Source organism: Paenibacillus algorifonticola (assembly GCF_000971975.1).
Lineage (GTDB): Bacteria > Bacillota > Bacilli > Paenibacillales > Paenibacillaceae > Pristimantibacillus > Pristimantibacillus algorifonticola.
The window spans coordinates 1-14,008 of the sequence record NZ_KQ040778.1 but is presented as its reverse complement, the minus strand read 5'-3'; the positions used below and the strand labels follow the sequence as shown (position 1 = coordinate 14,008).

The following is a 14,008-nucleotide window of genomic DNA, read 5'->3' as shown; positions in this document are numbered from 1 at the left end:
TTATTTTTGCTCCTGCAGCAGCTGATAGACCTTCACAATGGATGTCGCTACATCCACAAGACGTTTTCGTTCATTCATTGCCTGCTTGCGTAGCAAATCATAAGCCTCCGCTTCGGAAACTTTTTTAATGTCGCATAAAATCCCCTTCGCCATATCGATCCATTTCCGTTCTTCCAAACGCCCCTCCAGCTGCTGGCGCTCCATATGCCATTGCTGGCGCTCACTGCATTGCTTGGCGCCAAAATGAAATGCCCAATGCAGCTCCTGTTCGCTCATAAGCGGCGTAATGATGCCGTCCACCGGAAGATCATCCTCGCAAAAAGCATTCGAAAGCGTCGCGGTTTCGGCACTGCACCACCAAAGCATCGGAACTTTTTTCCAGCTCAGCAGTTTAGTGCCCCAATGCTTTACCTCGTTTAATGGAAGATTCAATACAACCGCATCCGATTGAACGATATGCTTGCGCGCAAGCTCCTCGCTGCTGCCATGCAAAACAAAATAACCGCTGGATTCCAATATAACTTCGGGCAAAAGCCTGCTTAAATCGCGGTCTGCCTGGTTTTTCTGTCTTTCAGGCTCACGATCGACTGATTTATGTTCAATAAGTAATAAAGAACGCATTCAGGAGCGCCCCCTCCTATTTGACTGTTGTGAATATTTATAACACAAACACCGTCATTTTGTCGACACCTCAAATTATACAACAATTTACGTGAGGTATATTGACATGATATAAAAATCCAGTGTATAGTATCACTATCAACTATAACGTTTTTCACGAGTACAATGGCGTATTCGATTGATCCGGCAATGGAGCCTGGTTTCGTTCTACTAAGGAAGCACAACTGTGTCCTTGGCAGCGAAATCAGGCTTTTTATATTTATCCAGACAGAGCTGCCCTATTTGAGAGGAGAGAACCATTATGACAGTCCCTAAAAAATTAGTACTTATCGGCAACGGCATGGCAGGCGTCCGTGCAATAGAGCATTTGCTCAAGCTGGCCCCAGACACTTATGAGATTACGATTTTCGGTGCGGAGCCGCATCCTAACTATAATCGTATTATGCTGTCCACTGTGTTGGCGGGCAGCACCGAGCTTAAAGATATCATTATTAATGATTGGGATTGGTACAAGGACAACAACATTACGCTTCACACAAATCAAGCCATCAAAAAGATTGATACGCAGCGCAAAGTCGTCATTACCGAAAGCGGCATGGAAGCTTCTTATGATGAAGTTGTTATCGCGACAGGCTCCAAGCCGTTTATGCTTCCCATTCCCGGCGCAGATAAAGAAGGCGTCATTGCCTTCCGCGATATTCAAGATTGCGAGAAAATGTTCAGCGCAGCAAAATCGTACAAAAAAGCAACCGTTATCGGCGCTGGCTTGCTCGGTTTAGAAGCTGCTCGCGGCTTGCTCAACCTCGGTATGGAAGTCACGGTCATTCATAAGCATCCTTATATTATGGAACGGCAGCTTGATGAGGCAGCCTCGCTCATGCTGAGAAAAGAACTTGAATCCCAAGGCATGAAATTTCTGTTAAGCAAGCACTCCGCTTCTATTACAGGCCGCGGCAGAGTCAAGGAGCTGCAATTTACCGATGGCAGCCATTTGGCTACTGACCTGATCGTAATGGCGGTCGGCATTCGTCCGAATGTGGATTTGGCGAAAAGCTCCGGTATTGACTATAACAACGGCATACTCGTCGATGATTTTATGAATACGAATATTCCTCATGTATCGGCACTTGGAGAATGTGTGGAGCATAGAGGCGTTGCTTACGGCCTTGTGGCTCCATTGTATGAGCAAGGCGCGGTGCTCGCTAAACGTCTCGCTGGCGTCGAAACGGCTGGTTATGCCGGATCGGTAACTTCCACCAAACTAAAAGTATCCGGCGTCGATGTTTTTTCAGCGGGGCGTTTTGTTGAGACAGAAGGCTCGCGGGCGCTGCGAATTCAAGATGATATGGCAGGCACTTATAAAAAAATCGTTATCCGTAACGGCAAGCTAATTGGTGCGGTATTGTTCGGAGATACAGCAGACGGCGCTTCATTGTTTGCTTCCATTAAAAGTGGAGAATCGATTGAGGGCCGCGAGAAGGAGCTGCTGCTCGGCATTTCGAGTGATCTGCTTGGCAAATCAGGTGGCAGTGCAAGCCGTCTGGAAAACATGCCCGACGATGAAATCGTCTGCGGCTGTAACGGTGTTACTAAAGGTGCCATTGGCGATGCCGTCCTTAACAAAGGCTGCAATACATTTGGTGAACTAAAAGCCTGTACGAAAGCATCCGCATCCTGCGGCGGCTGCAAGGCTGATGTCGAAGGACTGCTTCATTTTTACGCAGGTGATGCTGTCGGCGAATCGGCGAAGGAAGGCATTTGCGGCTGCACCTCGCTTAGCCGTGATGAAATCGTAGAACAAATCCAAAGCATGCGTCTGATGACTGTCAAAGAAGTCATGCATGTGCTCGACTGGAATAACAAAGAAGGCTGCTCGAAGTGCCGCCCTTCCCTCAACTACTACCTCGGCATGCTGTTCCCAGAAGATTATGTGGATGAGAAGGAATCCCGCTTCACGAATGAACGTTACCACGCCAACATTCAGAAGGACGGTACTTATTCCGTTGTTCCTCGTATTTATGGCGGCGTGACGACTCCAGCCGACTTGATTAAAATCGCTTCGGTAGCAGAAAAATTCAATGTGCCACTGGTGAAATTCACAGGCGGTCAGCGCCTTGACTTGTTTGGTGTTAAAAAAGAAGATTTGCCAAAAATGTGGGAGGAGCTGGAGATGGCTTCGGGCCACGCCTACGGTAAAACGCTCCGTACCGTAAAAACATGTGTCGGCAATACGTTCTGCCGCTTCGGTACACAGGATGCCATGGCGATGGGCATTAAGATGGAAAAAGCATTTGAGCGTCTGAACGCTCCAGCGAAGTTCAAGCTGGCGGTATCCGGATGTCCCCGTAACTGTGCGGAAGCAACGATTAAAGATTTGGGCGTCGTAGCTATTGACGGTGCATGGGAAATTCATGTTGGCGGCAATGCCGGCGTGAAGGTAAGAGCTTGCGACCTGCTGACAACGGTAAAAACCGAAGAAGAGGTTATGGAATGGACGAGTGCTTACTTGCAATACTACCGCGAAACAGGACAATGGAATGAGCGTACAGCACACTGGATCGACCGTGTTGGCCTTGATACAGTGAAAAAAGCGTTGGAGAAGCAAGAAGACCGTCTCGCGCTCGTAGAACGTGTACAGAAAGCACTCAGCGTGACTACAGATCCTTGGAAAGAAATTGTTGATAACGATGAATTGCGTAAAAACTTCGAACCGATTGCCGGCCCACTGCCGGTCTAACATCAGGAGGGATTAAATATGAGCAAACTGCTGATTGGCAAATTATCTGATATTGATATTCGCGGCTCGCGCACCGTGCGCGTGAAGGAGACGGAAATTGCTTTATTCCGTCTCGAGGACGGCAGTGTGCTGGCTATCGAAAATCGTTGTCCGCATAAAGGCGGACTATTATCCGAAGGCATGGTATGCGGCACGGTTGTCCATTGTCCGCTGCATGATTGGAAGATTGACCTCCATAGCGGATTGGTCAAGGACCCGGATGACGGCTGTGTAACAACTTTTGCTACTGAAATTGATCCAGAGAACGGCGCTATTTACGTAACGCTATAAAGCAAGCCTTCTCACTCTCAACTAAACTAAAGCTAAAGCTTGCTCAGTTATACGGCAGCTAAGGAGGCATCATTATGTCCTACATCAAACCTGTAGAAGTAATCGACACCATGATTAATACTGGAGCAGCAAAAGCGGACATGAGCCGGATGCAAATGCTCACGCGCGGATTTCTCGGGGGCGCTATTCTGGCTTTTGCCACAACGCTTGCGTTTACTGCGACGAGCCAAACCTCGCTCGGCCTTGCAGGCGCTCTCGTATTTCCCGCCGGGTTTGTCATCATAGTCCTCCTTGGCTTAGAGCTTGTTACTGGCAGCTTTGGACTTATTCCGCTATCTGTTATTGCCCGTAAGACGACCGTAGCCCGCATGCTGTCCAATTATTTTTGGGTCATTGCCGGCCATTTGATCGGCTGCGCTGCCTATGCGCTGCTGTACGGTTTAGTCATTACTAAAATGTTCACCGATATGAGCAATCCGCTCATTCAAATGATTATTCAGCTTAGCGAAACGAAGACACTCGGCTACAAGCATATGGGGTCCGAAGGCATGATGCTTGTTGTCATTAAAGCTATTTTGTGCAACTGGATGGTGACACTCGGCGTCGTAATGGCTATGACGTCCAAGTCAACGGGCGGCAAAATCATTGCGATGTGGCTGCCAATCGTTATTTTCTTCGCCCAAGGCTTCGAGCATGCGGTCGTCAATATGTTCGTCATTCCGGCAGGCATGCTGCTTGGCGCTCAGGTCAGCTTTTCTGATTGGTGGGTATGGAATCAAATTCCTGTACTCGTTGGCAACTTTATTGGCGGTGCAGTGTTTACGGGGATGATGCTGTATTTGTCCCATCATTCGTCGAAAAGCCAAGCTTTGGACGCCAAAGCACCAAAGAAATCCGAACCAGCAGCAATTGGAGCAGTCGTCGCAAAAGGAAGTGGTCTATGATGAAGCAATCAGCAGGTACGGTTTACATTGTCGGAGCAGGTCCAGGCGATCCCGAGCTCATTACCGTAAAAGCCATGCGGCGCATCCAGTCGGCTGACGTTATTTTGTATGACAGGCTTGCTACGACTGAGCTGCTCGATTATGCCAGCAAAAAAGTTGAGCTCATCTATTGCGGCAAAGCGCCAAATGCCCACGCTATACCGCAGGATCAAATTAATCAACTGCTTGTAAAATACGCTAGCCAAGGAAAAAATGTCGTTCGGCTGAAGGGTGGCGACCCCTTCGTCTTCGGACGCGGCGGCGAGGAAACGCTGGAGCTTGCCAAGCATGGCATTCCGTATGAGGTGATTCCGGGTATTACGTCTGCCATTGGGGCAGCGGCAGCGGCGAATATTCCGCTTACTCACCGCGAGCATGCTTCATCCTTCGCCTGCGTCACAGGCACTCGCTGTCATGGTGATAAAGCTCCTGTACGCTGGGATCTGCTCGCACACAGTGTAGATACTTTAGCCATTTATATGGGGGTCAGCCAGCTCGGCTCCATCCGTGAAGAACTGTTGAAGCATGGAAAAGCCGCTTCGACGCCCGTTGCACTCATTGAACGCGGCACCACCTCGAAGCAGCGTACCTTTACCGGCACGCTCGAGCATATTCATCATCTGGCCGCTTCCGTACAGCTCAGCAACCCGGCTTTAATTATTATCGGTGAGGTTGTAAAAGTGCGGGAGCAACTGCTCATGGCAGAGCAGCAAGCCGAGCAGCAAGCCGAGCAGATGATTGGCTGACAGAAAAGTTCAAATGCATGAGGCCCCGAGGAGCTTAGCTTCCCGGGGCCTCATGCATTTGAAGCAGCGCTTGCTGCCGCTTACTAGGTTGTGTATGCAAACGATAATGGGAGTATCAGAAACTTGGTGGACACAGAATCCGCTATTTCAACAGGATAGCGGTTAATGAAGAATCCTGCGGACTCAGGAGCCGCTAATGCTCCACCAATCGCCATTTTGACGCAATCATGAAGGCAATAGCGGATTTCCTGTCCGCTTACAGGCTGAAATCGTATAAAAAGCTAAAATAGCGGAACCTCTGTCCTTCAAAAAGGGGAGGGCGTCCCTGCCTGCGCGGTCAAAGAAATAATCGCATTATTCTGTTCCCCAGCCTCGGATAATCAGAATAGATTTGTCTCAATCAAAATCTCAAAGCAAGAAGTGCAGGACGACTTGGGTTTGTATACAGGTCCTAAATAACAAGTTGACCGTTACACAAAATATTTATTAAAAATCTTTTCGGCCGTTCGTGTGGCCAGCGCTTGTGTGGTAAGGGTCGGATTCGGACCGCCGATTCCGTTGAAATGCACGCTGTTATCAGCGATGAATAATCGTTTGACTTGCATCGCCTCGCAGTTCGTATCCGTAACGTACCCCATTCGCATCGTGCTTTCAATATGGAGCATGAAGCTGAATGGCGTATCCGAACGAATAATCGTTTTGGCTCCTGCCTGCTTCAGCGTCTCGGAAGCATATCTGGCTAATTTGTCGCGTCTTTGCAGCGTTTTTTTGCTGGGAGTATAATAGACAACCGGAATCGGGCCGTTCTCGTCCTTCAGCAGCGGATCCACCTCAACCCTATTGTGGTAAAGCGTTTCGTCATCTGTGAGCAGCAGCATCGTCATCGTTCGCGTATAGTTCATCATCAGCTCTTTCAATTGAGGACCAACGACCCGGCCGTGAATATCCCAAGGCGCTCCCGGCTCGGGAGGGTTAAGGGCATTATAGCCTGCCTCGCTGAAGCCATAAGTCAAAAAAGACATTAAACCCGGGCTCAAACAGGACACTTGGAAAATCCCTGTTCCCGGAATATCAACTCTGGCTCCCGAAGTGTGCCCCACATACGGATAAACGGCAGGCATGCCCAGTATGTTCATTAGTTCCTTTTCATCAAAAACGCCTGAAACCCAGTCAAAACAATGATTGGTCAAGCCTCTTCCTACCCAAGCATTATGGGGCAGTCCAGAATTCAGCCACAGACGTGGAGATTCGATGCAGCCTGCAGCCATGACGACCGTTTTGGCATTCAGTTCCCCGATTTCCCCTGTCCATGTATCTCGAAATTGCACACCTGTTGCACGAAGCCCTTCTTTCGGGTCCTGCTCTGTTAAAATTTTAATCGCGAAGGAATTGGGACGAATAGCTACGTTTCCGGTTTTGAGCGCAAGAGGAATGTAGCTGACGAGGGTACTTCTCTTGGCGATTTTATCCACTGATGGCCCGACCGAGCAGCCATTGACACAATTCCCCTTCAAGGTGCACCCTTCCATATGGGATAATTGCTCCAATGAATAATTGGGGTCCATAAGATGTTCATTTGTCGGGAGAATAGCGTTTGGATTAGGGCGATAACCCGGCGTCGTCACATTGAGTGTTGGTATGAGCTGCCAGCCCGCTTTTTTAGCCCCATAGTAAAAAAGCTCTTCTTTCGGAGTCGTCGGTGCAAACTGGACAGGCAAAGTAGCTTCGGCTTTCTCGTAATAAGGAATCAGCTCTTGATAGCTGATTGGCCAAATCCCGTCAACCGCAATCGGAAAGGCCCGCGGCGACTGCGTCCAATAATGCTGGGTCGTTCCTCCAACTCCGGAAAGCTGCCAGATGTCTCCCTTCTGGCGCATGACTCGGTGCCAAGGTGTACGCCGGCGGTCTGCCGGCCCGAAGCGGAACACGCCGGACACCACATCATTCATGTTGTTCTCATATCCATTGTATAGCTTCTTGTAGAGGCCCACATCCAAATCATTGTAGCTGGAGCTCCATTCTCCTCCGCGTTCGCTGTTCGGATTTTGCCAGTTTTTATTTCCATACCACGGGCCAGCTTCAAGCACCAATACCTGCAGCCCAGCCTCCGCGAGCTCCTTGGCGGCGACGGCGCCTCCGCCGCCAGATCCGATTACAATTACATCCGCATCATACAATGGTAGATTCCCCTCCCTCACGAACGATGGTCAACTTATAACCGAGCAGCGCCCGATAACCCGGAACGACGCCTGGGTAACCGACCTGCTTCCAGCTGATCGGGAAATATTCCAATCTTCGCTCGGTGGGCGTGGCGAGCCTTGTCGTACCGTAGGCGGACCACTCCGAGTAATTTCCAAACATCGTCTGCCTGTTAAGAAAATCAATCATAAACCGGACAATGCCGCCATCATACTGGTACGGAGGCGGCAAGCTGCCAAGGTCAACATCAAGCTGCTCAAGCATCGCTAAAACCCGAATCCTGTCGATAGGAGAAAGAGCGGCATAAGGACTGCTTCCCCAAACCACATGATTTGGCGCATGCTGTACCCGCCCGGAGGTGACGAGCTCCACAGCACCAGCATTGAGCAATTGGGCAGTAGGTGCAGCTAGCGGAACGACGGTAAGATGTGTTCCTAAAAAAAGCGAAAGGCTGTGATCCAATTCCCAAATCATATACTCATGAATGTGCAAATCTGCCGCACCAGCCACTTGTTCCGCTCCGTACACGGCAAGAGCAGGCGTGTTTGGCACAATGGCTTCGACCAGCGCCCGGAATGTGGCAACCGTATGAGGATCAATGGAATTTATATATGATTTTGTTCGATCCATGATGGATTCCACCCTTTGCAAGCAAAGATGTTAGCATTTGGACTCAATATAACAAAATCTATTCCGTTAGTTTGTCTATTATTCTTTCACAAACAAAAAGGAAAGAGCAGCCATAAGACCGCTCTTTCCTTTTTTCGGTTGCAATATCCTTATGAAGTTGCTGCCCGGGATGCTTCTGGGGATGCTTCTGCCGCTGCATCTGAGCCTTGGCTCGCCGCACCACCACCTGCACCTTGGCTGCCTGGACGGCCGCCGCTCATTCCTCCACCCATCATGCCGCCGATTTGAATCGTCGCCGCATCCTGGGTGCCATCGGTTACCGTGTAGGTGACAATGTCATCGGCCTTCAGGTCAGCGAGCGTCTTGGTTGTTTCCACTCGCTGGTCATTTTCGAAGGAAATGGCTGTAATCGTTGTCGCATCGGTCACAGTCACTTCCACCGTCTCCTCGGTGAACATGTTCTCCATATTCATCCGGCCACCGCCCTGACCTTGAGCAGCTTGTCCGTCATCCTGTGCCGGCGGCTCCGGCTGTGTTCCATCCGGCGCAGTTCCCGCTTCGCCCTGCTGTGCATCGCCTTGCGCTGGAGGCTGCCCGCCTCCTTGGCGGTCGCCTGGCGTGAAGGAAGATTTGTACAACGTAATGGTCTGTCCATCAATGGATTTGATTTTGCCCATTGTGCCTCCCATCATCATGCCGCCTTGGCCCGGATCGCCCTGCGCTTGCCCAGCACCAGCATCCGCTTGTGTCTCACTCTGCGCCGCAGCCGCTTCCGTGCCTGCAGCAGCAGTCGTAGTCGTTGCTGTCTGATTGGCACTGCATGCAGCTAAAGTGGCGGTTATGAGAATCGTGCTAAGTAGTGTTTTCCAATTTTTCATAAGGGTTCGCTTCCTTTCAATAAGCCTTGCTTGAATGTACAAGCTCAGCTTATCAAACCATTATGAACACCGTATGAATGCCGCCTGAACGTCCGCTGAATATGCCGATCGTACTTAGCGAAAACAACGCTTAGCGGAATGCGACCTGAATAGCCCCCAGCCTCAATTGCTTCAGCTGCTCCACAACAAGGCCGGCCACTTGCAGCGCACCGCGCTCCTGAAAATGCGTATTGTCCTCTACACCATTCGGGAAATTCATAAACTCGCCTGGCGCCGCCCACATAAATACCGATTTGGTCGCTTCCGGCCCAAGCTCCTCAAACAGCTTGCGGCTTTCCTCCGCCAAGTCGATTAACGGCACATTTTCCTCCTCGGCAAGCTCCCTCATCGCAATCAAATAGTCGCCGTGCGTATCGATGAGACGGCCATCCGCTTCATAAAATCTCCGCTGTACGGATGTCACCAGCACGGGAAGCGCCTCGCGCTGCCGGGCCCCGTCTATGTATCGTTTTAAATATTCCTTATAAGTGGTAAAAGGCTCCGTGCGCCGCTCCTCATCGGGCTTCTGGTCATTATGACCGAACTGAATTATCAACACGTCCCGCGGCTTCATCCATTGCCAGATTTCATCCAGACGGCCTTCTCCGATAAAGCTTTTGGAGCTGCGTCCGGAAACCGCCCTGTTCTCAATGGCTGCGTCCTGCTTGAACCATTTGGGCAGCATTTGGCCCCAGCCTGCATAGGGATAGCCATCCTCCGGCTGATCCGTAACCGTGGAATCTCCGGCAAGAAAGACGGTGACCGTCTGGTTGGAAGAAAGCACCTCCAACGCATTAATGCGCGGCGCCAGCCCCGTAAAGGCCAGGCGGATTTGTCCATCCCTTACCGACAAGGAAAAGCTGTAGCGGATAAATTCGCCTGCTACCGTCCTTAAGCGCTGGGCAACGAGCCGACCGCAGCCTGCTTTGATCGTCGTCTCCGTAGCTGTTATGGCATCGCCAATTAACAGATTCACGGTATAGACACCATTTTCGACATCAAGTAAAAAAGAGGTTTCCACGGGAATGCAGAAGTCGCTGCCCATGCCCTCTGCTTCCTCTCGGCTCTTCGCCGCCACCTTCGTCACCGAGCTGAATCCGTAGCCTCTGTCTGGCTCGTACAACGTAGAGTCCGTTACCTTCACATGCTCGTCCCTCGCAGCTCCAATACCAAAATCAAATCGAAAAACATCTGTCATTTTTGTTTTCCTCCTTTAAATGATCATCACCCTTTTCTCATCTGGTTGTAAGCGTTCTCTAAGTTGTACGCAGGACAGCTGTCCTGCTGCCTGTTTTATTCTCCTAGCGTAGTACCGTTTGAAAGCGGCGTCCCCGCCCGCTTGCGGTTGCCGATTACAAAGAGCAGCGTCCCGATCCAGCCAAAAATAGCAGCCCCGATAAGCAGCGTACTCAGCGGCACACTGTCCGACAAACCTGCGCTCAGCAATGGCCCAAGCGTGCCTCTCACGCCGAACAGCATCAGATGGATGCCGAACACGACCGCCTCCCGGCCGGGAGCAAGTCTAAAAATATAAGAAAGGATGCCAATATCCCAAATCGCTTCGCCAATTCCCTGAATACCGTTGCCGAGAATGACAGCGGGATAGGTACCTATCCATCCATAAAGCATTGGAACGATGGCATATGCTGCAATGCCGCCTAGTATCGTATAGCGGATATCAAAACGGTCAATCATCCAGCCCGCAATAAAATACGTCACCAGCAGTCCGATAAAATAAGCGACGCGTGCATAACCAATTTGCACATTGCTTAGTTCAAGCACCTGCACCTGAATAATTTGATAAAGCGGGATGGACAGCATATTGCCGAAGCCAGCAAACGACGTTGCTGCCAGCAACACTGCCAGCTTCTTATTGCCCGACACGAGCTTCCACTGGTCGCGCAGCGAGAACCGGGTGACGGATGCGCCGGGAGCCTCCAGCTTTTTCAACGGGATTTTCGGCAGACGCAGCGTTTGGAACAGCAATATTGACAATGTACCAGCGGCGGCTGCGCAGACGAGCGGCCAGGACGTACCGGATGTATCCGCCCATTTACCGACCAAATAGGCTAGTGGGATCATAATGGCTCCCATAGCCACTCGCACATACCCCATCAGCCTGCCTCTTACATCGGGCGGGTACATGCGGGACACCAGTGCAGCATAAGCCGGAGCTTGAATCCCCATTAAAATTTGAAAAACGAGCGCCGTTGCCACAAACACCGAAGGATGAGCGAACAAAGCCGGAAGCAGCAGAAGCAGCCTGCCAATTAAGTTAGGAATGATCACAAATGGCTTCGGATTGTTGCTCTTCTCAATCCAGTTCGCCCACAGCGGCGAGAAAATAAGGCCAATTGCCGGAGCAGCCGACAATAGCCCTACCTGAAAGTTCGTCGCCCCCTGCTGTATCGCGAACGGCATGTAAAACTGATTAAGCACGACATTAAACAAGCTAAATAATAGTGAAGCGCCCACATCAATTTTGGCGTTATACCATACACGGGGAGTCATTTGCATGCCAAATTTATGCAATCGGGCTTTCGTTTCCATCTTCTGCTGCTTCCTTTCGAATCTCTCCATTTTCCGAAGAGTGCTCATTCATTCTGTTACTTTCATTAGAGCAAAATTCAATAGGAAGCGCAACAGAAGATTTTTGCAAAAAAAAGAAAGCTCCGGCTGCTACTCGGCCTCAAGCCTTCCCAGTTGTCCTATAATGTTGCGGCGATGAGCACAAAACAGACAACGGAAATGCCCGTGTACAGCCATGCGCTCGTTTTGCTGCAGGTTTTGCTGGTCCAGATTCGGTACAAATAAATGATCGTGACGATGACCGAGATAGCCGTAATGCCGCTAAGCAGCCAGTTTACCCAATTGGTTCCCGAAGTGGCCGCTTCGCCGTGATGCCTATGCATGCTGCTTTCCATTGCTATACTTCCTGTCAGCAGCAGTGGCAGCAGCAAATGAATGCCATGAATGACAAGGGGAAGCAGCATTCCTCCAATAGAAAGTAGCGAGCTTCGCGGCAGCTGTTGCTTCGTAATGGACAGCCCTCTCCCTTCTGGCAAAATAGGTTCTTCCCTCATAATTACAACCGGGCAAACTGTTTTATGCCAAAAGAGCATTATTTTTCAATCTTTATTCTCGTGGTTAACAAAAATGGTTTCCAATGAAGTATGTTCAACCTCTATTCGAAATAGGTCTAAATGATAGCGAACTGCTCCATTGACTATATGAGGAATTACGCCTTCGTTTGCTATGTTTAATTCCACCCATTCGTTGTTCCATGCTGCAATTTCTGCGAATTGGTTCATTTCATTCATCCATAGTTGAAATTCATTCTCGGTATTGGATTGATATTTAATTTTTAGTCGAACATGCTCATCATGAGACTGCTGCAACTCCTTCATACTCCCTATTTTCTCAATTTTCCCTTTATGAAGTATAGCGATGCGACTGCACACTCTTTCCACCTCATCAAGGTTATGCGAGGTCATAAACACAGTGGTTCCTTGTGAGGCCCATTTTATAATTAAATCTCGAATTATAATAGATGACTCAATATCAAGCGTTGAGGTCGGTTCGTCAAGAAAGAGCAATTCAGGAGTGCCAATTAAGGCTTGAGCGATACCTAATTTCTTTTTCATTCCTAACGAGAATTTGCCTACTTTCTTATTAGCATGCTCTCCTAAGCCAACTTCCTCTAACAATTCGAGCATCGCTTTCTTGTTTGCCCCAAAGCCTTTAATGCGAGCGAAAAAAAACATATGCTGCAGGGCAGTCATGTCATTATAATAATTGCTGTTATCAGGCAGAACACCCATACGCGATTTAATTCGATTTAAATTTTCGTAAGGTTGGTCAAAGATTTCTATACTTCCACGAGTAGGTTTTAAAATTCCTGTCAACATATTTATCGTAGTGCTCTTCCCGGCCCCATTCCTGCCTAGAAAGGCAAAAATCTCACCCTTATTTAGTGAAAAGCTAATTTCATCCACTACCTTATGATTTCTATATTCCTTGGTTAATCCGTCCACTTTTAGTATAGTCATCTGAACTAGAGTTCCTTTCTTTCAAAAACGATAATTGAGATTATTAACATAATAGCAACCTCAACAACTGTTAAAGCAATAAAGCGATAATCATCCATTGCAATATAATAAGGCAGCGCATAATTTAAAACTTTGGCTATAACTGATTTGTTAAATAAACTCCATATCCCTACACCTGGAATTACAAGCCCGCCAATTAAACTGATAAGTACCGTATAGCTATGTTTCGTAATAATAGTGGACATCATTATCGCTACTCCAGAATGAAATGCTATGAAAACCCACAATAAAATTAATGGAGCAATATAAAAAGTTTGAGTACTGATAGAAATACAAACAAAGGTGATTAGAGTAACGCTTGCCCAAAAAGAAAATACCGATATAAACTTGCCAACTATTACGTTTTTTCGAGATGTTTTTGTAATGAGGAGCCTTATTCTTTGCAATTCAATATCGCGGTTTACAATATCATGGGATAGTATATAGATAAACAATGCCCCGAACAAAATAAAAATAAAAGATAACCCCGCAAGCTCCGTTCCTTGAGAATCTCCGGATGCCTCTGTCAAAAATGTACTGCTTGAAGCATACTGAGCAGCCCAAATAGATACGGATGTTACAAATAGAATGACAAGAAAAGATTTCACACCTTTTATTAGCCCCAGATACTCTTTCAAAACAATACCAAACATAATGTCCTCCTATATTATATTTACTTCATCAAATCTCACTAGCGTTGCATAAATGTTCTCTGAATCTTCATAACTTTCTGTAGCATCGAAATTTGCGCACAAAA

General features: G+C 48.6%; 13 protein-coding genes. 4 read left to right on the top strand and 9 right to left on the bottom strand.

Features of this window, described 5'->3' with window-relative positions:
• Entirely contained in the window at positions 1 to 621 is a 621-nt protein-coding gene (locus tag WH37_RS00065) for an ANTAR domain-containing response regulator (protein WP_046228535.1), read from the bottom strand.
• Positions 622 to 922: 301 nt separating this feature from the next.
• Here WH37_RS00065 and nirB point away from each other — a divergent pair, with 301 nt between their 5' ends.
• The 4 genes from nirB to cobA all read left to right on the top strand — a co-directional run bounded on the left by nirB (position 923) and on the right by cobA (position 5,417).
• Entirely contained in the window at positions 923 to 3,358 is a 2,436-nt protein-coding gene (gene nirB, locus WH37_RS00060; RefSeq protein WP_046228534.1) for a nitrite reductase large subunit NirB, read from the top strand.
• Between the two features lie 18 nt (positions 3,359 to 3,376).
• Positions 3,377 to 3,688, top strand: a complete 312-nt coding sequence (gene nirD / locus WH37_RS00055; RefSeq protein ID WP_046228533.1) for a nitrite reductase small subunit NirD — start codon at positions 3,377 to 3,379, stop codon at positions 3,686 to 3,688.
• 74 nt (positions 3,689 to 3,762) lie between these two features.
• Positions 3,763 to 4,632, top strand: a complete 870-nt coding sequence (locus WH37_RS00050; protein WP_046228532.1) for a formate/nitrite transporter family protein — start codon at positions 3,763 to 3,765, stop codon at positions 4,630 to 4,632.
• Positions 4,632 to 5,417: a uroporphyrinogen-III C-methyltransferase gene (gene cobA / locus WH37_RS00045; RefSeq protein WP_414811796.1), complete on the top strand. Its 786-nt coding sequence runs from the start codon at positions 4,632 to 4,634 to the stop codon at positions 5,415 to 5,417. Before WH37_RS00050 ends, cobA begins: the two co-directional genes overlap by 1 nt.
• Before the next feature lie 470 nt (positions 5,418 to 5,887).
• On the opposite strand, the gene WH37_RS00040 is transcribed toward cobA, so the two are convergent.
• From WH37_RS00040 to WH37_RS00005, 8 genes are all read right to left on the bottom strand, one after another.
• The gene (locus WH37_RS00040) at positions 5,888 to 7,594 is read right to left on the bottom strand and encodes a GMC family oxidoreductase N-terminal domain-containing protein (RefSeq protein WP_046228530.1); all 1,707 of its coding nucleotides are present in this window, start codon (positions 7,592 to 7,594) and stop codon (positions 5,888 to 5,890) included.
• Complete coding sequence (locus WH37_RS00035; RefSeq protein WP_046228529.1) at positions 7,587 to 8,246, bottom strand: hypothetical protein; 660 nt, start codon at positions 8,244 to 8,246, stop codon at positions 7,587 to 7,589. Before WH37_RS00035 ends, WH37_RS00040 begins: the two co-directional genes overlap by 8 nt.
• Before the next feature lie 149 nt (positions 8,247 to 8,395).
• Positions 8,396 to 9,124, bottom strand: a complete 729-nt coding sequence (locus WH37_RS00030) for a hypothetical protein (protein ID WP_046228528.1) — start codon at positions 9,122 to 9,124, stop codon at positions 8,396 to 8,398.
• A 130-nt stretch (positions 9,125 to 9,254) separates the two neighbouring features.
• Positions 9,255 to 10,361: a rhamnogalacturonan acetylesterase gene (locus WH37_RS00025; RefSeq protein WP_046228527.1), complete on the bottom strand. Its 1,107-nt coding sequence runs from the start codon at positions 10,359 to 10,361 to the stop codon at positions 9,255 to 9,257.
• Positions 10,362 to 10,456: 95 nt separating this feature from the next.
• The gene (locus WH37_RS00020; RefSeq protein ID WP_046228526.1) at positions 10,457 to 11,713 is read right to left on the bottom strand and encodes an MFS transporter; all 1,257 of its coding nucleotides are present in this window, start codon (positions 11,711 to 11,713) and stop codon (positions 10,457 to 10,459) included.
• 158 nt (positions 11,714 to 11,871) lie between these two features.
• Positions 11,872 to 12,228: a hypothetical protein gene (locus tag WH37_RS00015; RefSeq protein WP_046228525.1), complete on the bottom strand. Its 357-nt coding sequence runs from the start codon at positions 12,226 to 12,228 to the stop codon at positions 11,872 to 11,874.
• Between the two features lie 63 nt (positions 12,229 to 12,291).
• Complete coding sequence (locus tag WH37_RS00010) at positions 12,292 to 13,212, bottom strand: ABC transporter ATP-binding protein (protein WP_046228524.1); 921 nt, start codon at positions 13,210 to 13,212, stop codon at positions 12,292 to 12,294.
• A gap of 5 nt (positions 13,213 to 13,217) precedes the next feature.
• Positions 13,218 to 13,904, bottom strand: coding sequence for a hypothetical protein (locus tag WH37_RS00005; RefSeq protein WP_046228523.1), 687 nt, complete (start codon positions 13,902 to 13,904; stop codon positions 13,218 to 13,220).
• Positions 13,905 to 14,008 lie beyond the last annotated feature (104 nt).